General features: G+C 58.1%; 17 protein-coding genes, 1 tRNA gene and 4 pseudogenes. 15 read left to right on the top strand and 7 right to left on the bottom strand.

What is annotated here, in order from left to right:
- The first annotated feature begins 14 nt into the window (after window positions 1-14).
- Window positions 15-91, top strand: a tRNA-Pro gene (locus ACZZ0B_RS15830).
- 79 nt (window positions 92-170) lie between these two features.
- On the opposite strand, the pseudogene ACZZ0B_RS15825 reads toward ACZZ0B_RS15830, so the two are convergent.
- Window positions 171-1,202, bottom strand: a pseudogene (locus ACZZ0B_RS15825) (tyrosine-type recombinase/integrase); the annotation flags it as partial.
- Here ACZZ0B_RS15825 and ACZZ0B_RS15820 point away from each other — a divergent pair.
- From ACZZ0B_RS15820 to ACZZ0B_RS15805, 4 genes and pseudogenes are all read left to right on the top strand, one after another.
- Window positions 1,112-1,828: a phage minor tail protein L gene (locus ACZZ0B_RS15820; protein ID WP_463545728.1), complete on the top strand. Its 717-nt coding sequence runs from the start codon at window positions 1,112-1,114 to the stop codon at window positions 1,826-1,828. The pseudogene ACZZ0B_RS15825 and the gene ACZZ0B_RS15820 sit on opposite strands and share 91 nt — an antisense overlap.
- Window positions 1,810-1,902: pseudogene (locus ACZZ0B_RS15815) on the top strand (phage tail protein); the annotation flags it as partial. The gene ACZZ0B_RS15820 and the pseudogene ACZZ0B_RS15815, both read left to right, overlap by 19 nt.
- Window positions 1,888-2,031: pseudogene (locus ACZZ0B_RS15810) on the top strand (cell wall hydrolase); the annotation flags it as partial. The pseudogenes ACZZ0B_RS15815 and ACZZ0B_RS15810, both read left to right, overlap by 15 nt.
- 58 nt (window positions 2,032-2,089) lie before the next feature.
- Entirely contained in the window at window positions 2,090-2,284 is a 195-nt protein-coding gene (locus tag ACZZ0B_RS15805) for a hypothetical protein (protein WP_463546982.1), read from the top strand.
- Between the two features lie 9 nt (window positions 2,285-2,293).
- Here the strand turns inward: ACZZ0B_RS15805 and ACZZ0B_RS15800 are convergent.
- Window positions 2,294-3,262: pseudogene (locus ACZZ0B_RS15800) on the bottom strand (acyltransferase family protein); the annotation flags it as partial.
- A 475-nt stretch (window positions 3,263-3,737) separates the two neighbouring features.
- Complete coding sequence (locus ACZZ0B_RS15795) at window positions 3,738-4,127, bottom strand: hypothetical protein (protein ID WP_463545727.1); 390 nt, start codon at window positions 4,125-4,127, stop codon at window positions 3,738-3,740.
- 768 nt (window positions 4,128-4,895) lie between these two features.
- Here ACZZ0B_RS15795 and ACZZ0B_RS15790 point away from each other — a divergent pair.
- Window positions 4,896-5,171, top strand: coding sequence for a hypothetical protein (locus ACZZ0B_RS15790; RefSeq protein ID WP_463545726.1), 276 nt, complete (start codon window positions 4,896-4,898; stop codon window positions 5,169-5,171).
- 519 nt (window positions 5,172-5,690) lie between these two features.
- On the opposite strand, the gene ACZZ0B_RS15785 is transcribed toward ACZZ0B_RS15790, so the two are convergent.
- Both ACZZ0B_RS15785 and gspH read right to left on the bottom strand, forming a co-directional pair.
- Window positions 5,691-6,302, bottom strand: a complete 612-nt coding sequence (locus ACZZ0B_RS15785) for a type II secretion system protein GspJ (protein WP_463545725.1) — start codon at window positions 6,300-6,302, stop codon at window positions 5,691-5,693.
- Complete coding sequence (gene gspH / locus ACZZ0B_RS15780) at window positions 6,299-6,760, bottom strand: type II secretion system minor pseudopilin GspH (protein WP_463545724.1); 462 nt, start codon at window positions 6,758-6,760, stop codon at window positions 6,299-6,301. Before gspH ends, ACZZ0B_RS15785 begins: the two co-directional genes overlap by 4 nt.
- Before the next feature lie 111 nt (window positions 6,761-6,871).
- Here gspH and ACZZ0B_RS15775 point away from each other — a divergent pair, with 111 nt between their 5' ends.
- Complete coding sequence (locus ACZZ0B_RS15775; protein ID WP_463545723.1) at window positions 6,872-7,303, top strand: type II secretion system protein N; 432 nt, start codon at window positions 6,872-6,874, stop codon at window positions 7,301-7,303.
- 6 nt (window positions 7,304-7,309) lie between these two features.
- On the opposite strand, the gene gspI is transcribed toward ACZZ0B_RS15775, so the two are convergent.
- Window positions 7,310-7,696 carry a type II secretion system minor pseudopilin GspI gene (gspI, locus tag ACZZ0B_RS15770; RefSeq protein WP_463545722.1) on the bottom strand — a complete coding sequence of 129 codons (387 nt, stop codon included), beginning with the start codon at window positions 7,694-7,696 and terminating at the stop codon, window positions 7,310-7,312.
- A gap of 147 nt (window positions 7,697-7,843) precedes the next feature.
- Here gspI and gspG point away from each other — a divergent pair, with 147 nt between their 5' ends.
- The 7 genes from gspG (at window position 7,844) to gspF (ending at window position 17,387) form a co-directional block, all read left to right on the top strand.
- Window positions 7,844-8,293, top strand: coding sequence for a type II secretion system major pseudopilin GspG (gspG, locus tag ACZZ0B_RS15765; RefSeq protein WP_463545721.1), 450 nt, complete (start codon window positions 7,844-7,846; stop codon window positions 8,291-8,293).
- A gap of 8 nt (window positions 8,294-8,301) precedes the next feature.
- Window positions 8,302-9,288 carry a type II secretion system minor pseudopilin GspK gene (gene gspK / locus ACZZ0B_RS15760; protein ID WP_463545720.1) on the top strand — a complete coding sequence of 329 codons (987 nt, stop codon included), beginning with the start codon at window positions 8,302-8,304 and terminating at the stop codon, window positions 9,286-9,288.
- Window positions 9,285-10,463, top strand: a complete 1,179-nt coding sequence (gene gspL, locus ACZZ0B_RS15755) for a type II secretion system protein GspL (RefSeq protein ID WP_463545719.1) — start codon at window positions 9,285-9,287, stop codon at window positions 10,461-10,463. Before gspK ends, gspL begins: the two co-directional genes overlap by 4 nt.
- Window positions 10,456-10,998 carry a type II secretion system protein GspM gene (gspM, locus tag ACZZ0B_RS15750; RefSeq protein WP_463545718.1) on the top strand — a complete coding sequence of 181 codons (543 nt, stop codon included), beginning with the start codon at window positions 10,456-10,458 and terminating at the stop codon, window positions 10,996-10,998. Before gspL ends, gspM begins: the two co-directional genes overlap by 8 nt.
- A complete protein-coding gene (gene gspD, locus ACZZ0B_RS15745; RefSeq protein WP_463545717.1) occupies window positions 10,995-13,394 on the top strand; it encodes a type II secretion system secretin GspD in 2,400 nt (799 codons plus the stop codon). The genes gspM and gspD overlap by 4 nt, the downstream gene beginning before the upstream one ends.
- A gap of 1,375 nt (window positions 13,395-14,769) precedes the next feature.
- On the top strand, window positions 14,770-16,176 hold the full coding sequence (gene gspE / locus ACZZ0B_RS15740) for a type II secretion system ATPase GspE (protein WP_463545716.1): 1,407 nt from the start codon (window positions 14,770-14,772) through the stop codon (window positions 16,174-16,176).
- The gene (gspF, locus tag ACZZ0B_RS15735; protein ID WP_463545715.1) at window positions 16,176-17,387 is read left to right on the top strand and encodes a type II secretion system inner membrane protein GspF; all 1,212 of its coding nucleotides are present in this window, start codon (window positions 16,176-16,178) and stop codon (window positions 17,385-17,387) included. Before gspE ends, gspF begins: the two co-directional genes overlap by 1 nt.
- A gap of 363 nt (window positions 17,388-17,750) precedes the next feature.
- Here the strand turns inward: gspF and ACZZ0B_RS15730 are convergent, their stop codons facing one another.
- Window positions 17,751-18,893 carry a pectate lyase family protein gene (locus tag ACZZ0B_RS15730; RefSeq protein ID WP_463545714.1) on the bottom strand — a complete coding sequence of 381 codons (1,143 nt, stop codon included), beginning with the start codon at window positions 18,891-18,893 and terminating at the stop codon, window positions 17,751-17,753.
- Between the two features lie 199 nt (window positions 18,894-19,092).
- On the opposite strand from ACZZ0B_RS15730, the gene ACZZ0B_RS15725 reads away from it, so the two are divergent.
- Entirely contained in the window at window positions 19,093-19,848 is a 756-nt protein-coding gene (locus tag ACZZ0B_RS15725; RefSeq protein WP_008079675.1) for a FadR/GntR family transcriptional regulator, read from the top strand.
- Window positions 19,849-19,851 lie beyond the last annotated feature (3 nt).

Below are 19,851 nucleotides of genomic sequence, written 5' to 3'. Positions count from 1 at the left end.
GGTTGTAAATCAGTCGGGGCGTAGCGCAGTCCGGTAGCGCACTAGCATGGGGTGCTAGGGGTCGAGTGTTCGAATCACTCCGTCCCGACCATATTTTTCAATGACTTAGGCCAATGTTTACAGCATTGGCCTTTTTCATGCGCGTGACATTTGCGTGACTTCTCCATTTCTCACGCCTGCTTCCTCTTCAATATCGTCAGCACCGGCCCACGCGAATCGGTTGCTGATACCATATTTGCAGCTTCAATCAGATGCCCGAGCTCAGCGCCCGAGTAGTGACTGGTGATGCTGCCGTTCTTATGACCCAGAAGTGCCTTTCGGTCTTCCTCGGTTACGCCCGACGCTCGAAGGCGACGGCCAAACGTGTGCTTCAAATCGTGGATCCTGATCGACAGATAGCCAGGGTGAGCGGGGCGAAGGTTTTCCTCCTGCCAGAGTTTCGCCGCTCTCACTCGCGCCTTCTTCCAAGCAGAGTCGTTCATCCGATGCATTGCGTTACCGTTGTAAGGAAAAACCCATTCCTTGCTCAGGCCGCGCTGCTGATCGATGATCGACTTGGCAACGCTGTTCAGCACCACTAGGCGCTCGTCGCCATTCTTCACGCCGGACCGTTCGTGTCTGCCGCCAAAGTCAGCCGGGATTAGGAACACGCTGGTTCCGAGTTCCGGAACCGAAATCTCCCAATCCCACCTCAACTTGCAAACTTCCTGCTCGCGGCAGCCGGTGTTTACCTTGAACAGCGCCATCGTCTGCAGGTGAGCCGGCAACTCTCCGAAAAGGATCGACTGTTCTTCCCATGTCATGGGGTAGGGCTCGCGAACTTTCTTCTTTAAGTCCAGCTTGACCAGCGTCGGCACCGAATCAAGCCATGGCCTACGCTCCTCGTCCCGCCACTTCCTTGCGCAAAGCGATAGAACCCGGATTACCCGCTCGATTGAAATGTTTATCGTGCGCGGCGCTACCGGCTTCAACTGCTTGCCGCACGGCAACACCATTCCCTTCAAACGATCCTTCACGAACGGCTCAAGCGCGTGGTCATCGATATGCGTCAATGGCAGGTCTTTGAGATAAGGGTGCAAATGCTTCAGGTGATGCGCCGTCAGCTTGATTGATGGCTGATCCTTGCTCTCAATCAGAAACTTTGTTGCTTCTTCCCACGTTCTGGTTCGGCTTACACCGTATATTTTTTGCTGCCGAAGCTCCGCCGGTGCTAATGCCGAACAATTGCCGGCGAAAGCGATTTACATGGCAGGGCAATGAGTATAGCGCCTGGCCAATGCAGATCGATGGCATCGAGGCGAACGGTGACGGCACTGCGGTTCGACCAACGCTATCGGTGGGCAACGTCAGCGGGCGCATCACCGCGCTTTGCCTGGCCTTCGAGGATCTCCTCGAGTTCAACCTGACGATGCGCCACACGCTCGGAACTTACCTCGATGCGGCGAACTTTCCCGCCGGTAACCCAAATGCTGACCCGACCCAAGAGACGATTGAAGTCTGGTACATCGACCAGAAAACGAACGTAGACGGGGAGACGGTCAGCTGGGAGCTGGCCAGTCCGGGCGACGTCGGGAACGAATCGATCGGCCGGCAAGCTACGACGCTCTGTCACTGGTGTCTCACCGGCGGATATCGCGGGCCGAACTGCGGCTACACCGGACCGTACGTCACGAAGGATGGCATCGTCACCGACAACTCGGAGCTCGACGAATGCGACGCTGGGCAAGGGTTGCATCCCGCGCTTCGGCGAGGGCAACCCGCTGCCGTTCGGTGGCTTCCCCGCTGTTTCCCTGATCGCACGGATCTGACATGCGAAAGCACATCTTGAATGCGATCCAGGCGCACGCGGCGGCCGAGCACCCGAAAGAGTGCAGCGGGTTGCTGCTGTTGATAGACGGGAAGGTACCGGATCCTACCGGCGGCGCCACGCACTATTACGCGGTCAGCATAAAAAAGCCGCCAGCGTGGGCGGCGAAGGCAAAGCAGACGCTGAAATTGGGTAGGCACATCTTCTTCAAAGATTTAGCGTGATGGTCATTCGGTGGAAAGCGGCGGGCATAGTGGTACTGGTACCGATCGGCGCCGCACCTTGGATCATGCAACCGAACGCGCCGGAATTGCCCCGGTGCATGCTCAACAAATTATCGCTATCAACGACACCGGCGACGGCGCGGTGGGCGTGCTGGAACTACGTGCCAGAAGTGACGCGCTGATGGGGCAACGGGGGGCTACTGACTTTGAAAAACTGATATCTGAATCGATCAATCGGTCGCTCAACAAATAGCACTACGAGTGACGATGCAAATATGACAAAGAACAGTAACGGCACGGCAGGTGCATGCTGTATGTCAAGCGCCCAAACAATAAGAAGTGCTATGGGCACGTGCAAAATATAAATTGGATATGAAAGATCGCCCAGAAATTTATCGAAATTGCTTTTCTTTGTTAGCTCGAACAGCGTTGGAATGGCAAGTGATAGCATTAAGTAAAGCCAGCTATAATTGTTTGGCAGTGCAATTGCGGACAACAAGTAGAACGGGGTGAAGATTTTTACTGTTTCGAGCAGTGATTTGGTTTTAATGCTTTCGCTTAATCGATACCCTAGGATGCCAAGGCCGAAGTATATAAAGACATTTTGGTAGAATAGGTCAGTCCTGAATAGACTGGCAATATCTGCATTGATGTACTTCACGTAGATGCAGGATATTATGCTTATGGTCAGAATTATAAGCGATGTCCTTAAGCTTCTCACTATGAAAGGCGCAGCTATATAAAACAAAATCTCAATGGATAGCGACCAGGAGGGGAAGTTTAATATATACGAAGAACCGTTATGGTCAGGATCTTTGCCGTACTCTGAAAACACTGTTCGGCCATCGATGGCGCTCAAATGAACCAGTAAATCATTCCCTATCATAGTTGTATTTGAGAATATTGCTAAATATTTTAGTGTGGTGGGAAGTTCAAGTATCCATTGCGTAACTGCTTGTAGTTTTCCAGTTGGGATAAGTAGTAGAAGCGATATAAAATAGGTAGGCCATAGTCTAAGCACTCTACCGATGTAGAAAGTGGTATTTTTGCTTGGATCTTTGTAGCGATTGTTCAGGCCTAATGATATATAAAAGCCAGACATCAAGAAAAATGTGTTGATTGCTATTTGTGAGTTAATAAATAGGCTATTTATAAAACGTAATGAATCATCCGTCAGCGGATAGTGAAAAATCAATACAGATACAGCTAAGTAAAACCTAATTAAGCCCATAATTTTTCTTGTTCAAGGATATATTTCCTATACTTTATAGTTCGAGCACGTTCGTGTCGAGCATTAGCATGGCTAGCGGCCAGGACGGTCAAGGGGGGGCGGCGGCTCCCCGGTCGAGTCGATAAGGACATTCTGCATGCTCAGCCTCGACCCGCGGGCGCCGGCTTCGTCACAAAACCTCTTCCGGCGCAGGTCGGGCAATCATCGCGCTTGCCAAAGCTATTAAGGCAGACAGGGCGGGTGCGGAAAGTCGCCGATACGATATGAGGCCGAAACTTTTCAAAGGCGCGCAGATCTCGTTCTTCTTGAGCGATCTACGCTGCATCTATAAGCGCCCGGTAAGTTTCCGCGTCGTCCGGCGGTCGCTGGGTGCTGCCGGCGATCATCCGTCCCGTCTCGATCAACTGGTACCGACAACCATTCATCTCCAGCATCAGACCAATAATCCTCCCGATCTTTCGGGAGAGCCCAAGCGTCAGCCGCACACCTTCCTGATCTGAGTACACTTTCCCGTCATAGGTGAAGGAGCGCCGCGCGGTTCGTTATTTGCGAAGTTGAATATCGACCGGTTGATTGTGCCGAGCAATTTTTGGCTATCGATCTGCACGACATCGTCGGTCGATGCGCCCCTATACTGGCCTGAGGAGTTCTGCAGCTCCTTGACGGCGTGCCAGTACGCAGCGTCTGCCATCTCATTCATGTCGAGCTGCTCAAGCTGGTTGATCAGTCCTTCACTCATAAGAGCCAGCGTCATTTCTCGCAGGGTTGCCCGGTGTGCTTCAGGGCTCTGTATACGGAAATCGTGGTCATCTAGAGTGGCGCGCCAGCGCTCGACGCGTAGTGATTTTGCTTGTTCGAAATTCATGCTGCGGGGTTCGCTGTACATATGTTGTATGCATGTACAGTAATCGAGGCGCGACAGGTGGGCGAGGGTGAGGCGACGAGCTGTAGGATTTTGGATTGGTGTTCAGTCGGCAGAACGCCGGAGAGCGCGCCAAAAAGGCTCAGTGACTTTCCGAGTGATTTTGTAAAACACGGTTGTGCAACGTTGGGCATCGTTGCAGCGAGCACCCGGCGCGAAGCCTCGGGTTTGGCGGGCTGTAGGCCAGTCCGCTTGGATGGGGTGCTAGGGTCGAGTGTTCGAATAACTCCGTCCCGACAATATAATTCAATGACTTAGCCCAACTTTTGTGAGTTGGGCTTTTTCATGTTCAGGGATTTTTACGGGGCATTCCGATTTTCTCCCCAAGATAGTCAGAGCCTGTCCTCTCGAACAGATTGCCGACACTTTGCGCGGCACCTAGTCTTCTGCCGGAGTCTCGCTGCAGCAGATTGACGATGTCGCCATCTAGTTCGTTGTACAAATCGGCATATGATCGCGGCTTCAGAACTCCGGCGGCACCGCCGAACGATTTGACGTGGCAGGTGTGCGTCGCAAAGTGTTGCAGCACCCCTGGCCTGAGCCGAATATGCCACTGTGGTCGCCGATGGCTGACTGGTGTGATTCGTATAAGTCAGGTATTCAGTAGCTGCGCTGGTTGAAAACGATTTTCTACCCGAGTTTCTTCAGTATTTCTTGATTTTTACACCCTCTCCTTGGTTGAATGCCGCTGCCTCAAAGGAGGGGGTGTGGATGAATTTTCAGAGTTTCGAAAAACCGGTCAACAGGTTTGGGTTTGTGGTTTTTTGCGTGTCTGTCGCTCTTTGCCTGATCGCTTTTCTTGTTTCTTATCGGTCCTACTACAGCCTAAGCCTGGAGCGGCTTGCGTATCTGTTTTTGGATTCATCTACCACTTGGCAGCAAACCGTGTTCAAACTCGGCGTTGCCGGGGCTTTCGTCGGTGCCGCGTTGACGTGGAATTATTTCGATAAAGTTAAGCGCGTCTATCAGTGGGTGGTGAAAGCCTGAGATCAGAAGCAATTGAAGGTTGTTCCTGACTAAAACCTGCCACTTGAGCCGATCAGGTAGATCGGCTTTTTCATGCCCGCGTCTAACCGTTCAATTGGAAAATAGTAAGGAAGTAACGTGCTACGGAAGCTCATCTTGATTTTGGCCGCATCTCAACTAAGCGGCTGCGCCTGGCTTGGGGCTATCACCAACCCGCCTTATGATTGCTATGACGGGGTCAAGGCTGAATACCCGCTCGCACAGTTCCTCGGACCGTTTGTACTCATCGATTTACCCTTCACTTTCTTAGCCGATACCGCATCGCTGACATTCTGCTGGTACTGACTCATCAGCTTTTGTCTCGAACCTGTGTAAGCGCGACCCCGACAGATTCGAGCCTTTTCAGATTTTCGGATTGCTCACTTCCGCATTATCCAGAGCAGGCCCAGCTCCCCAAGTGCTATCAACCGGGGTCAGATGAACGTTGTCCTCAACAGCGAATTCGGCTGCAAACCTGCAATACACAATATCGCCAGCGCGCTAGTCCAGTGGCCCCACTACCTGCCGATAATGCTCCTCGCCCTGCGGCGTCTCTCGAGTCAGGCGAATCTCCAGACCTTGTGGGTTTTCTTTGCGGTTACCACTGAGTTGGCGCCAGCCCATGTCTGCTTCCCAGACGCGCACTTGCAGGTCGATGATGCTGTCGAGTACGGCCACGGCTTCTTTGGGGGCGGGCAGGGGATATCGATTGCGGGCTGGCGCAGTGGCACGGTACAGGGTTTGATTTTTCAGCCACCAGCGCACGCGCTGCAAACCGTCCTGCGGGTCTGCGGCGCTGCGGATCACGTCGAGACGAAAACTCTGGTTATCCGTGCTGCGCACGCTGATCGCGGCGGGGCCTTGAGGTGGGTCATCGTCGTTGTTGGTCAGGTTCGGCTCGCGCAGTTCGATGCTGGCGCGCAACGCCACATCGCGTTCCAGTTGGTGCAACGTGCGCAATAGCGCTTCGGTTTGCTCGGTGCTGGCCTGCAAGTGACTGTCGGCGCGAGTCACGCTGTCCAGACCGCGCCAGGCGATCAGGCTGACGATGGCCATCAGCATGATCGCGACCATGACTTCGATCAGCGTGAAGCCGTCTTGACGGGCACTCATGGCCGGTTTGCCAACTGTATTTTGCCCGCCGCCGTGCGTTGCACGATGAGTGTGTGCTGACCGTCCGAGAGTTGCAGTTGCAAGGGAGAGTCAAACCATTCGGCTTGCAGCACGACCGGCCGTTGAGGCGTGACTCTTATGGTCAGCGAAGGTGTTTCCCATGTGCGCGGATGCAGTTGCGGGTCGGTCAAAAAGTGATCGCGGCCCACGCCCTGTTCGTCACGACGGCTAAAGTGAAAGCCTTTCTTGTCCGTCAGCCACGTGATCGGGCGCCCGTCTGCCAGCGCTTCGGCCTGGGCGATTTGCAGCAACTGGATCAGGCGATTGGCGTCCTTGCGCAGTTGTTGCGCCGGGTCGGGCTTGATGCTCAGGCTGACAGCCGCACTGGCGATGCCGATGATGATCAGCACCACCATCAACTCGATGAGGGTGAAACCCTTTTGTCTGTCCTTGGTCATGCTGCAACGTTCCTTCGTCGTGAATCTGTCCTGGATTCGAATGATCAGCCCGGATAAAAAACCGCCTGTTGTCCTGTAGACTGCGCTGCAGGACAACAGGGAGGTTGGGTCTTGGCATTTACTTTTCGTTTATCGGCAGCACAACTGCTGCAGTCGGCGGCGCTGGTCGCAACAGTGGCAGGGGGGCTGTTCTGGTCATCGTTGTTGTTGACGTCGGCACAGTCCCACGTCCCCGTGGTGGAGCCGCAGGCCTTGGCTGCACGCGCCGACACTGCTGCCTTGCAGTGGTTTTCCAACCAGTCTGCACCCGTGGAGATCAAGGTCTCCGGGCTGATGGCGGGAGTGCAAGGTGCGGTAGCGATCCTCACACTCAACGATGGGCCTGCACGCAGTTTTCTGGTGGGTGATCGTCTGACCCAGGACATGCGTGTGGTGGCCATTGAAAAAGATGCTGTGGTGATTGAGCAAGGTGCGCAGCAGCGTCGATTAAAGGTCAGCACGTTGCCCGACATCCCGTCACTGCCTCGATTGACTCGCCCCTGAGCCACGTCATTGACGCTGTTCAAGCGGTTGGCTGAGCAGTGTTTCCAGTTGCGCCAAGGGCGGCGCTTCACGCTCGCGATCGGTTACCACCACCTTGACGCGCACCAGTCGGCCATCACCGCGCGCTGTGATGGATTGCTCGCAGCGCAGTTGCAAACGTCCTTGATCGCACGCGAACGTTCTCAGTCCGGAAGGAAAGCGTCCTTCCAGGCGCAGTTCGGCGAGTCGGCTTTGCGCGGCCAGTAAAGCGATCGAACGATCGCGCAACAACCCATTACTTTGAGTCATCAGACCGGCAACGCGTACCGCCGCGGACATGGCCACGGCGATGATCGCCAACGCCACCAACACCTCGATCAGGGTAAAACCTCGCTCCTTGCGCATCGCTTCCATAGCCGGCTCTGGGGTGAAACAGGTCGGCAGAATAGCACCCGATTCTCGACCGATGTGCAGAAAAAACACGGCGTTAATGAGTGTTGTACGATGACTGGCTTTTGTTACACTGCGCGCCGAATTGTAATCAAGCCAAGGAAGGTTGAAATGGATTTCGCGCGCGTCAAATCTCAATCCGCGGGCCGACGCGGCCAGGCGGGTTTCACCCTGATCGAGATCATGGTGGTGGTGGTCATCCTCGGTATTCTCGCCGCGATGGTCGTGCCCAAAGTGCTCGATCGCCCTGATCAAGCCAGGGCGACGGCGGCCAGACAAGACATCGCCGGCCTGATGCAGGCACTCAAACTCTATCGCCTCGACCACGGCACTTACCCTAGCCTCAACCAAGGGCTAAAGGTGTTGGTCGAGCGTCCGGCTGACGCAAAAAACAGCAACTGGCGTTCTTATCTGGAGCGCTTGCCCAATGACCCTTGGGGTCGTCCTTACAACTATTTGAATCCTGGCGCGAACGGCGAAGTCGACATCTTCTCCCTCGGTGCGGACGGGCAGCCAGACGGCGACGGCGTCAATGCCGATATCGGTTCCTGGCAGCTCTAAGCGTCGCGATGAAATCGGCTTCGTCGACAGCGACGAAACAGCGTGGCATGGCAATTATCAGCGCCTTGCTGATCGCCGCCGTGGTGACGGTGATTGCCGGTGGCATGCTCACCCGACAGAGCGTTTTCACCCGTTCCCTTGAAGCTGAACAGTCTCGCGTGCAGGGTGGCGCGGTGCTGTTGGCTGGCCTGGAAGTGGGTCGGCAATTGCTGAACGATGCCCGCCTGCAAGACAGCCTGACCCGGCTCGATCAGCCATGGGCGCAACCTCTCCAAAGCACTCTGGTGAACTCGGCGAATGGTGCTTTTGAAGGGCGTCTGGAAGACCAGCAAGGCAAGTTCAATCTGCGCAACTTGATCAGCAACGAACGGGTTGATCTCGGTCAGGTGCGCAGCTTCGAAAGGCTCTGCGAAATGATCGGCATCGACGCTGTCCTCAGTCAGCGCATCAGCGAACGAGTCATTGCCGCGTACCCGCGAGTCATGAGTTCGCCAGACGTCGGGCAAAGCACTGCGCAAATCGGTTTTGACAGTGGTCGATTGACTTCGCCGAACGCCAGTCGCAGGCCGTTGCCTGCGACCCGGCCGATGCTGCGCAGTCTTGAGGAGTTGCGGGATCTCGACGGTATGAGCGATCAGGCGATGGCTCGGCTGGGTCAATACGTGAGCATTGTTCCGGCCAGAACCTGGGTCAATGGCAACACGGCCAGCGCCGAGGTTCTGGCGGCGGTGGTGCCTGGGCTGTCGCTGTCACAAGCCAGGGCATTAGTGGTCGAGCGTGATCACGGTCAGTGGTTTATCAACCGTGGAGACTTCGTCAATCGCCTGCGTTTGCCGCACCTGACGGTGGACGGGCTCAACGTCGGGATCAGCAGCGAGTGGTTCCAGCTGCGCGGACAGGCGCGAAATGAGCAACGCCGTGTGAGCCTTGAGGCGTTGCTGCATCGCCCGCAGGACGGCATGCCCAAAGTGATCTGGTCGAGGTTCGGTGCATGAGTCGCTTGCGAATTGCCTTGCCGCCGCTGCATCAATTGACCTCGCACACCGAGTTTGAATGGGCATGCCTGGATCAGGCAGGGCGCGTCATTCAGACCGGTGTCAGTACGTTGTCGCTGTTGGAGCAGGAATCTCGAGCGCAGGCTGCGGAATGTTTTCTTCATCCCGCAGACAGCGTGCTCACTCGCCTGCAACTGCCACCGCTGTCGGCGACGAAGATAGCGGCTGCGGTAGCCTGTGCCGCGCAGGCGCTGATACTCGGTGGCAGTGAACAGATGCACGTCGCCCACAGCGCTCGAGATGGCAGTGGCGAGGTCTGTCTGGCGTGGCTTGCGAAGGCTGATCTTCAGCGATTGGGTGAGTTGTTGAGACAGCATCGACTGAAGCTGCGAGGTCTTTACCCCGCGCCTTATGCGTTGCCGGTGCCACTGGCCGGGCAGATCAGCGCGTGCGTGCTGGACGGGCAGTTGTTGCTGCGCCTCAGCACTGAGCAAGCCTCGGTGGAACCGATGGTTGACGAGCGAATGCAGGCGCTTTTAGCCGGTGGCAGCGCCGTGCAGTGGATCGGTGACGACATGCCTGCGGCTGTGCTTGAGCACAAACCTGCGGATCAGCGCTGGGCTGGCGCCGCACCCGGATGGGGGCTGCACGGCGGTATCGAAAAAACCGCAGAGCCCACGCCGGTCGGGGCCCGGACAGTGTTTTGCTGTGCCTTGGCGGTGGCTGTATGGGTTGTCGGTCTGAACCTTTACGCGGCTCGCGAAGCCAGCCAGGGCCAGCAACTCAAGGCGCAGATGAGTCAGCGAGTGAAGCAGGCGTTCCCTGAGTTGCCGGTCATTCTCAACCCGTTGCAACAGGCGCGTCAGCAGTTGGCGACGCGTCAGAGTGGAGCGGCGACGGACGCCGATCATGGTTTTGCCTACCTGGTGCAGAACGCTGCCAGTGCGATGCCTTTTATGGCGGGCAGTGTTCAGCGACTGACTTTCGATCAAGGTCGTTTGCAGGTGGAACTGGCCGCTGATACGCCGCACACAAGCGCCGAGGGCTCGGTGACGGGGGCGCTCAGTCAGGCAGGGCTGACGGCTGTGCGTGATGACAACGTCTGGACGTTGAGCGCGCAAGTTGAGCCGGAGTCTGCTGACAGCGGCGCCATTATGGATAACGACGATGAGTGAATGGTTGGCGCTGTATCGAGGCCGTTGGGTGCAATTGCGTCAGCAGATTGAGCGGCATTGGCGATCACTCACGTCGCGCGAGAAACACATGGTGGCGGGTACTGCGCTGATACTGGGCGGCGTGTTGATCTGGTTGTTGCTGATCGAGCCGCCGCTGAAAAAGCTCGATTTCTGGCAGACCGAAACGCCGAAATTACGTTCACAGGCGGCAGCGCTGGAGTTGCTGTTGCGCGAGGTGGCGAGCCCGCCCGCCGGGCAGAGCCTCGAACAGTCGTTGCAACAGTCGCTCGACGCCAGCGGGCTGGCTGGGCACTACCGATTGCAGGCCGTGGCTGGCGCGTGGCAGTTGACGTTCGAGGAGGCTGCGGCTGATGCGGCGATCAGTTGGTTGTTGAGCAGTCCGGTGCAGTTTTCACTGGAAGTGGTCGAGGCTCGCTTGCAGCGTGCAAGTGAGGTCAAGGTCGATGATACGGCAGGCACTCTGTCGGGAACCGTTCGCATGGATCAGGCGCAGGGCGCTAAGGAAGCTTCATGAAGTGGTCAGGTTCCAATTGTGTACGTACGGCCGCGCCGTTTCTGTTGTTGGCACTAAGTGCATGCAGCAACACCAGCACCACACCGCAAGACCAGCCGCCGTTGCTGGTCGACAGTGAACTGGGCCGGCCGTTGGCCAACACCCAGCGCAGCGGCGACGCGGTTCTTGACCGCGAACGTGCGCAGGCCCAGGCGCGACCGGCGCCGAAGCAATTGCACAACATATCTAAAAGTGCGCGCAGTGGGGCGGCGGCGTCATCGGGCATTGCCTTGCCGAGCAATCCTTTGGGCGATCAACCGGTGACGCTGAATTTTGTCGATGCGGATATTCAAGCGGTGGTCCGGGCGTTGTCGCGGTCGACCGGCCAGCAGTTTTTGGTCGACCCTCGGGTCAAGGGCACGTTGACGCTGGTGTCGGAAGGTCAGGTGCCGGCGCGGCAGGCTTACGACATGCTGCTGGCGGCGTTGCGCATGCAGGGCTTCAGTGTGGTTGATGTCGGCGGCGTGGCGCAGGTGGTGCCGGAGGCGGATGCGAAGTTGCTTGGTGGGCCGATTTACAGCGCTGACAAACCGGCGGGCAATGGCATGCTCACGCGCACGTTTCGCCTGCAATACGAGAACGCGGTGAACCTGATTCCGGTGCTGCGGCCGATCGTTTCGCCGAACAATCCGATCAACGCCTATCCGGGCAATAACACCATCGTCATCACCGATTACGCCGAGAACCTGACCCGCGTTGCGCAGTTGATTGCGAGCATTGATTCGCCGAGTGCGATTGACACGGATGTGGTGCAGATCCAGAACGGTATCGCTGCTGACATTGCGCCGATGGTCGCGGACTTGCTCGATGCGCCTGGCAATGATCCGACGCAGAAAATTGCGGTGATCGGTGACCCGCGTTCCAACACCATCATCATTCGTGCCGGCAGTCCGGAGCGTACCGAGCTGGCGCGTAATCTGATCTACAAACTGGATAACGCGCAGAGCAATCCGAGCAATCTGCATGTGGTTTATCTGCGTAATGCGCAGGCGGCGAAACTGGCGCAGGCGTTGCGGGGTTTGCTCACGGGAGAGAGTGACAGCGGCACCAGCGACAGTGCGCGATCGGTGCTCAGTGCGATGGGTAGCAGCACCGGTGGCAGCGCTGGGCAGAATGGCCAGAGTGGTACGCAAAGCAGCGGCTCAACATCGACTAACAGCAGCGGCAGCACGGGCGGCAGTTACGCGCAGGGCAGCGGTGGCAGCGGTGGCAGCGCAACCGGTAGCGGCGGGTCGCAGAACAGCGAACAGAACGTGGCGTTCAGTGCCGGCGGCGTGACCATTCAGGCTGACGCCACCACAAACACCTTGCTGATTTCCGCGCCGGAGCCGTTGTATCGCAACTTGCGTGAGGTGATTGATCTGCTCGACCAGCGTCGTGCGCAAGTGGTGATCGAAAGCCTGATCGTCGAAGTCGGCGAGGACGATGCCAGTGAATTTGGTGTGCAGTGGCAGACCGGCAATCTCGGCGGTAACGGCGTGATTGGCGGGGCAAATCTGGGTGGTTCTGGCATCAACGTCAACGGCAAGACCAGCATCGACGTGTTGCCGCAGGGTTTGAACCTGGGCTACGTCAACGGCACCGTCGATATCCCCGGTATTGGCAAGATTCTCGACCTGAAAGTGCTGGCCCGGGCGTTGAAGAGCAAGGGCGGCACCAATGTGTTGTCGACGCCGAACCTGCTGACGCTGGACAACGAAGCGGCGAGTATTTTTGTCGGCCAGACCATCCCGTTTGTCAGCGGCAGTTACGTGACTGGCGGCGGGGGCACCAGCAACAATCCGTTCCAGACGGTGACCCGAGAAGAGGTCGGTTTGAAGCTCAACGTGCGCCCGCAGATTTCCGAGGGCGGCACGGTGAAGCTCGATATCTATCAGGAAGTCAGCAGCATTGATGAGCGTGCCTCGAACAGTGCTGCGTCGGCGGGGATTGTCACCAACAAGCGCGCGATTGATACCAGCATTCTGCTCGATGACGGGCAGATCATGGTCCTCGGCGGGTTGCTGCAGGACGGCTACAGTCAGAGCAACGACGCGGTGCCATGGCTGGGCAGTCTGCCGGGGATTGGTGCGCTGTTTCGCAACGAACGCCGGGCGATCACCAAGACCAACCTGATGGTGTTCCTGCGCCCGTACATCATCCGCGACAGCGAAGCGGGGCGCAGCATCACGCTCAACCGCTACGACTTCATGCGCCGCGCGCAAGGTGGTTTGCAACCGGAACGCAGCTGGGCGATGCCGGACATGCAGGCGCCGCAGTTGCCGACGGCGGCGCAGGGCGTGCCGGCGGTGGCGCCCGCCTCAGGCCCACGCGCCACGATCAAAGCCGTGCCAATTGAAGGGAGCACGCGCTTTTGAAACCGACCCTCAATCTGAAAAATAACCCTGTGGCGAGGGGATTCATCCCCGATGGGTTGCGAAGCAGCCCCAAAACCTGCAACCAGATTTTTTCAGACATACCGAGTGTTTCGGGTTTGCGACTGCTGCGCAGCCGATCGGGGATGAATCCCCTCGCCACAGGGGACCGGATTGCCACACCAATCGGGTGCAACCCCGGACCTGTAGGAGCTGCCGAAGGCTGCGATCTGTTGATCTGGCTCTTCGCCGGACCCAAGCGACCAAAAATCAAAAGATCGCAGCCTGCGGCAGCTCCTACATGGGGTTGGCGGGTGGGCAATGCCACAGCAATCGAGTGCAACACCGGACCTGTAGGAGCTGCCGAAGGCTGCGATCTGTTGATCTTGTTTTTCGCCGGACCCAAGGGGCTAAAGATCGAAAGATCGCAGCCTGCGGCAGCTCCTACATGGGGTTGGCGGGTGGGCAATGCCACAGCAATCGAGTGCAACACCGGACCTGTAGGAGCTGCCGAAGGCTGCGATCTGTTGATCTGGCTTTTCGCCGGACCCAAGGGGCCAAAGATCAAAAGATCGCAGCCTGCGGCAGCTCCTGCATGGGGTCGGCGGGTGGGCAATGCCACAGCAATCGGGTGCAACACCGGACCTGTAGGAGCTGCCGAAGGCTGCGATCTGTTGATCTGGCTTTTCGCCGGACCCAAGGGGCCAAAGATCAAAAGATCGCAGCCTGCGGCAGCTCCTACATGGGGTTGGCGGGTGGGCAATGCCAAAGCAATCGGGTGCAACACCGGACCTGTAGGAGCTGCCGAAGGCTGCGATCTGTTGATCTGGCTTTTCGACGGACCCAAGGGGCTAAAGATCGAAAGATCGCAGCCTGTGGCAGCTCCTACATGGGCTTGGCGGGTGGGCAATGCCACAGCAATCGGGTGCAACCCCGGACCTGTAGGAGCTGCCGAAGGCTGCGATCTGTTGATCTGGCTTTTCGCCGGACCCAAGCGACCAAAAATCAAAAGATCGCAGCCTGCGGCAGCTCCTACATGGGGTTGGCGGGTGGGCAATGCCACAGCAATCGGGTGCAACCCCGGACCTGTAGGAGCTGCCGAAGGCTGCGATCTGTTGATCTGGCTTTTCGCCGGACTCAAGGGGCCAAAGATCAAAAGATCGCAGCCTGCGGCAGCTCCTACATGGGGTTGGCGGGTGGGCAATGCCACAGCAATCGGGTGCAACACCGGACCTGTAGGAGCTGCCGAAGGCTGCGATCTGTTGATCTGGATTTTCGACGGACCCAAGGGGCTAAAGATCGAAAGATCGCAGCCTTCGGCAGCTCCTACATGGGGTCGGCGGGTGGGCAATGCCACAGGGATTGGGGAGGGTTTGAGATGAGTGTGTTGCCTTACGCCTGGGCCAAGGCGCAGCGGATTTTGTTGTGTGATGGGGTGTTGACGGTGTGTCCGTCGACGCCGGGCTGGTCGATCACTGAGGCGCGGCGGCAGTTTGCTGCGACCACGATTCAGCGGGTGCGCGATGATGAGCTGGATGGTTTGCTGGCCGCCGCTTACGCCGACACCGGCAGTGCGGCGGCGGTGGTCGGGGCGGCGGAAAACGAAGTTGATCTGGATCGGCTGATGCAGGACATGCCGGAAATCACCGACCTGCTCGACACTCAGGACGGTGCGCCGGTGATTCGCATGATCAACGCGCTGCTGACCCAGGCTGCGCGCGACGAGGCCAGTGACATTCACATCGAACCCTTCGAAACCCATTCGGTGGTGCGCTATCGGGTCGACGGCACGCTGCGTGACGTGGTCTCGCCGCGCAAGGCGTTGCACGGTGCGCTGGTGTCGCGGATCAAGATCATGGCCCAGCTCGACATCGCTGAAAAGCGCCTGCCGCAGGACGGTCGCATTGCCCTGCGCGTGGCCGGGCGGCCGATCGATATTCGTGTTTCCACGGTGCCGACCGGTCACGGCGAACGCGTGGTGATGCGCTTACTCGATAAACAGGCCGGACGTCTGCACCTCGAAACCCTCGGTATGGACGCACAGGTGCTGGCCAAACTCGACCACTTGATTCGCCAGCCCCACGGCATCGTCCTGGTCACCGGCCCCACCGGCAGCGGCAAAACCACCAGCCTCTATGCGGCACTCGCGCGCCTCGATGCGAGCACCAGCAACATCCTCACCGTGGAAGACCCGGTGGAATACGACCTCCCGGGCATCAGCCAGATTCAGGTCAACGCCAAGATCGACATGACCTTTGCCCTGGCGTTGCGAGCGATCCTGCGGCAAGACCCGGACATCATCATGATCGGTGAGATCCGCGATCTGGAAACCGCACAAATCGCCGTGCAGGCCTCGCTGACCGGGCATTTGGTGTTGGCCACCTTGCACACCAACGATGCGGTGTCGGCGGTCAACCGCTTGATCGACATGGGCGTCGAACCGTTTCTGTTGGCGTCTTCAATGCTCGGCGTTTTGGCGCAGCGCTTGGTGCGGCGCCTGTGCAATCAGTGCAAGCAGGAAGATCCTGCGACACCCGGAACCTGGCGCCCCGTCGGTTGCGCGGTGTGCAATCAAACCGGCTACAGCGGCCGCACCGGCATTCACGAATTGTTCTGCATCGACGACGAAATCCGCACCCTGATTCACCAAGGGGCAGGGGAGCAGGCCTTGCGCGCATCCGCCGCCAAGGCCGGGATGTTCAGCCTGCGTGAGGACGGTGAACGCTGGATCCGCAGCGGCGCCACCGCGCCTGAAGAAATCTTGCGTGTGACACGGGACGCCTGATGAATCGCTATCGTTTTGAAGCTGCTGATGCCACTGGCAAGATCGAATCCGGACACCTTGAGGCGGACAGCCAGAGCGCCGCTTTCACAACATTACGCGGGCGCGGGTTGACCGCGTTGTCGGTGCACAAGGAGAGCAATGTCGCCAGCCATGGTGGCGGTGGACTGTTCAGCGCCAAGCTCTCGGACAACGATCTGGCCTGGGCCACGCGGCAATTGGCGAGTCTGCTCGGCGCCAGTCTGCCGCTGGAAGCTGCACTCAGCGCCACAGTCGAACAGGCCGAGAAAAAACACATCGCCCACACCCTCAGTGCCGTTCGTGCAGATGTGCGCAGCGGCATGCGTCTGGCGGAGTCGTTGGCGGCAAGGCCACGGGACTTTCCCGAGATCTACCGCGCGCTGATTGCGGCGGGGGAGGAGTCCGGCGATCTGGCGCAGGTCATGGAGCGGCTCGCGGATTACATCGAGGAGCGCAACAACCTGCGCGGCAAGATTCTCACCGCGTTCATCTATCCGGGCGTGGTTGGACTGGTGTCGATCGGCATTGTGATTTTCCTGCTCAGCTACGTGGTGCCGCAGGTGGTCAGCGCGTTTTCTCAGGCGCGACAGGATCTGCCGGGGCTGACCTTGGCGATGCTCAACGCCAGTGATTTCATAAGGGCGTGGGGCTGGTTGTGTGCGGCGATCATCGCAGGCGCGTTCTGGAGCTGGCGCCTGTATCTGCGCAATCCAGCGGCACGCTTGAGTTGGCATCATCGGGTGCTGAAATTGCCGTTGTTCGGGCGATTCATCCTCGGCCTGAACACTGCGCGTTTTGCCTCGACCCTGGCGATTCTCGGCGGCGCCGGGGTGCCGTTGTTGCGTGCATTGGAGGCGGCGCGGCAGACCTTGTCCAATGACCGCTTGAGTTTGAGTGTCAGTGAAGCGACGGCCAAGGTGCGTGAAGGCGTCAACCTCGCCGCTGCGCTGCGTGTGGAAAACGTCTTTCCACCCGTGCTTATTCACCTGATCGTCAGTGGCGAAAAAACCGGGTCACTACCACCCATGCTTGAGCGCGCGGCGCAAACCCTGTCCCGCGATATCGAACGCCGGGCAATGGGCATGACCGCGCTGCTGGAGCCGCTGATGATTGTGGTGATGGGTGGGGTGGTGCTGGTGATTGTGATGGCCGTGTTGCTGCCGATCATTGAGATCAATCAATTGGTCCAGTAGTGGTGTAGTTGCGCAGGGCCTCATCGCGAGCAGGCTCACTCCCACAGGATTCTGTGTTGTGAAGTAAATTGCATTCGATCATTGAGAGCACTGAGTTGATCCAGTAGTGGTGTGTCTGATTTTTCGCTGGTGTCTGACCTGTCCTCATCGCTGGCAAGCCAGCTCCCACAGGTTTTGGTGTTGTGTCGCAAATCGCATTGACCACATGGCTCCTTGTGGGAGCTGGCTTGCCAGCGATGGGGCCAGTCGGGGCAATAAATAATCCAGATTTTTTTCAGGACTTCACCCCTGCACGGTCTTCAAGCAGACATGAAAAAGCCCTCGTCACCGAGGGCTTTTCATTAACACGGTTACATCAACCAATCAGATCTTGCCAGCGCCAGCCTTGGCTTTAACATCAGCAGCGACTTTGTCCGCGTTCAGCGGAGTGTAGCTGTAAGGCGGGGTCCAGCCGATGCTCGAACTCCACGAACAGCTCAGTGCGCTGCCATTGAGTGTCGAGCCTTGGTCGCGGTAAACGCTGCCGCCGTAGTCGCCGGCGATTTTGTCGCAGCCGCTGATGCCGGAGATTTCGAAAGCGTTTTTCTCGGAAAAAATCTTCGAGTTTTTGCCCACACCGTGCGCGTAGCTGAACGGGTAGACCTTATGACTGGTGCTGCCCACGTGATAGTTGTTGTACAGGTGCACCTGGCCGAAGCGAACGCGTGGTGCGCGTGCGGAGATGTTTTCGAACAGGGTATTGTGAATCGTGACCTTGAGCTTGCCATCATCGGTGGTGCGGCTGTCGCTCGAACCGATCAGGTTGTTCTTCTCGTGCGATTTGAACGCTGAGTAGGAAATGGTCACGTAGTTGGCACCGTTCTTTACGTCCAGTGCGCCGTCGTGGTGTTGCTTCGGACGACCGTTGGCGGTGCCGTTCTGGTCATCGGTGCGGCGGCCATCGGTGAAGGTGACATGGTCGACCCACACATTGTTGGCGCCTTCGATGGTCAGCCCGTCGTACTCGGAGTTCCAGTTGCCGGCGCTGCCGTCATTGGCGTCCCAGATCGGCTCGGGATCCCACGGGTTTTCGATGGTGAGGTTGCGGATGATCACATCGTTTTCCTTGGCATAGAAGAAACCCTCGCGGATCTCTGCCGTGCTGCTCGTACCGACGATGGTCGTCTTGCCCGGGATATCCAGACGGCCGCGCTTTTTCATATCGGCGGTCGTCGTATAAGCTTTGCCTTCGCTGACGTCGATGAGCCCGGTAATCTTGATGATGCGACCGTTGGTGCCGACCGACGCGCTGAGTGCGGCTTTCAGTTCGGCGGCGTTCTTCACGGTGTAGATGTTGTTGGCTGCGGCTTTGGAGCCGCCCTTGGTGCCACCGTTTTGCGTGGCCCAGCCCGTCGTTGCAACATCCAGCCAGATATCGGCCGCTTGTGCAGGCAGGCTGGAAAACAACAGGCTGCCGAAGATGGCGCTGGCCAGTTTGCAGGCCGTGAAGGTTGATGGTTTTGTCATGAGTAATCAGATCCTTGATTAACTTGAGTGTTTTACACGCGAAGTTTCGACGTGTTTCTCGAGCGGACGTCCTTATCGCCATTGCAGCGAATCGAACGTCCGCTGCATGAGAAATCCTATCATGTGAACTGGTGCGTTGTCGTACAACTGAATGGGCTATGATGCGTAATTATTCGAAAATTCGAGATTTTTGTTGCTGATGGACAGACCCAACGCCACACCCAATGTTCGTCGCCGGCATCGCAGCCTGGCGGAGGACCTGGTCACCGAGCTGTCCCGACGCATTTGCAGCGGCGAACTCGCGCGCGCGACGAAGCTGCCGACTGAATCCCAGGTCATGGCCGAGCACGGCGTCAGCCGCACAGTGGTGCGCGAGGCGATATCGCGTCTGCAGGCAGCAGGCCTGGTGGAAACCCGTCACGGTATCGGCACCTTTGTTCAGGACATTCCCAGCCCGAGCGGTTTTCGCATTGATCCGGACAGCATCGTCACGCTTGAGGATGTCCTGGCGGTGCTTGAGTTGCGCATCACCCTCGAGGTCGAGGCCGCTGGCCTGGCGTGCGCGCGACGTACCGATGAGCAACTGCAACTGATGCGTGACTCGCTGGACGCGATCAATTCCCGCGCCGTCAGCGTCGACTACGCCGTGTCGGCGGATTTCCAGTTCCACCAGCAAATTGCGCTGGCCACCGGCAACCGCTATTTCACCGACATCATGCTGCACCTGGGCGCGAACATTCTGCCGCGCACACGCTTGCATTCCAAACGCCTGGAGAATGACCGCAAGGAGCCGTATCTGGAGCGCCTCAGTCGCGAGCATGAAGACATTTACATTGCGATTGTCCGGCGTGATTCCGACGCCGCACGCGCAGCCATGCGCTTGCATCTGTCCAACAGCCGCGAGCGTCTGCGCCGTGCCTACGAAGCTGCAGACGCGGCGGCGTTGAACGTCTGAAGC

This window comes from Pseudomonas sp. AC247 (assembly GCF_979258015.1).
This window is presented reverse-complemented; position numbering and strand designations above follow the sequence as displayed.

What these genes read in the sequence shown, in the direction of transcription:
- ACZZ0B_RS15785 (WP_463545725.1), bottom strand. Translation starts at nt 6,302, where the DNA reads ATGAGTGCCCGTCAAGACGGCTTCACGCTGATCGAAGTCATGGTCGCG.
- gspG (WP_463545721.1), top strand. Translation starts at nt 7,844, where the DNA reads ATGGATTTCGCGCGCGTCAAATCTCAATCCGCGGGCCGACGCGGCCAG.
- ACZZ0B_RS15725 (WP_008079675.1), top strand. Translation starts at nt 19,093, where the DNA reads ATGGACAGACCCAACGCCACACCCAATGTTCGTCGCCGGCATCGCAGC.
- gspM (WP_463545718.1), top strand. Translation starts at nt 10,456, where the DNA reads ATGAGTGAATGGTTGGCGCTGTATCGAGGCCGTTGGGTGCAATTGCGT.
- gspL (WP_463545719.1), top strand. Translation starts at nt 9,285, where the DNA reads ATGAGTCGCTTGCGAATTGCCTTGCCGCCGCTGCATCAATTGACCTCG.
- ACZZ0B_RS15790 (WP_463545726.1), top strand. Translation starts at nt 4,896, where the DNA reads ATGAATTTTCAGAGTTTCGAAAAACCGGTCAACAGGTTTGGGTTTGTG.
- gspF (WP_463545715.1), top strand. Translation starts at nt 16,176, where the DNA reads ATGAATCGCTATCGTTTTGAAGCTGCTGATGCCACTGGCAAGATCGAA.
- ACZZ0B_RS15730 (WP_463545714.1), bottom strand. Translation starts at nt 18,893, where the DNA reads ATGACAAAACCATCAACCTTCACGGCCTGCAAACTGGCCAGCGCCATC.
- gspK (WP_463545720.1), top strand. Translation starts at nt 8,302, where the DNA reads ATGAAATCGGCTTCGTCGACAGCGACGAAACAGCGTGGCATGGCAATT.
- gspD (WP_463545717.1), top strand. Translation starts at nt 10,995, where the DNA reads ATGAAGTGGTCAGGTTCCAATTGTGTACGTACGGCCGCGCCGTTTCTG.
- ACZZ0B_RS15820 (WP_463545728.1), top strand. Translation starts at nt 1,112, where the DNA reads ATGGCTGATCCTTGCTCTCAATCAGAAACTTTGTTGCTTCTTCCCACG.
- gspE (WP_463545716.1), top strand. Translation starts at nt 14,770, where the DNA reads ATGAGTGTGTTGCCTTACGCCTGGGCCAAGGCGCAGCGGATTTTGTTG.
- ACZZ0B_RS15795 (WP_463545727.1), bottom strand. Translation starts at nt 4,127, where the DNA reads ATGAATTTCGAACAAGCAAAATCACTACGCGTCGAGCGCTGGCGCGCC.
- gspH (WP_463545724.1), bottom strand. Translation starts at nt 6,760, where the DNA reads ATGACCAAGGACAGACAAAAGGGTTTCACCCTCATCGAGTTGATGGTG.
- gspI (WP_463545722.1), bottom strand. Translation starts at nt 7,696, where the DNA reads ATGGAAGCGATGCGCAAGGAGCGAGGTTTTACCCTGATCGAGGTGTTG.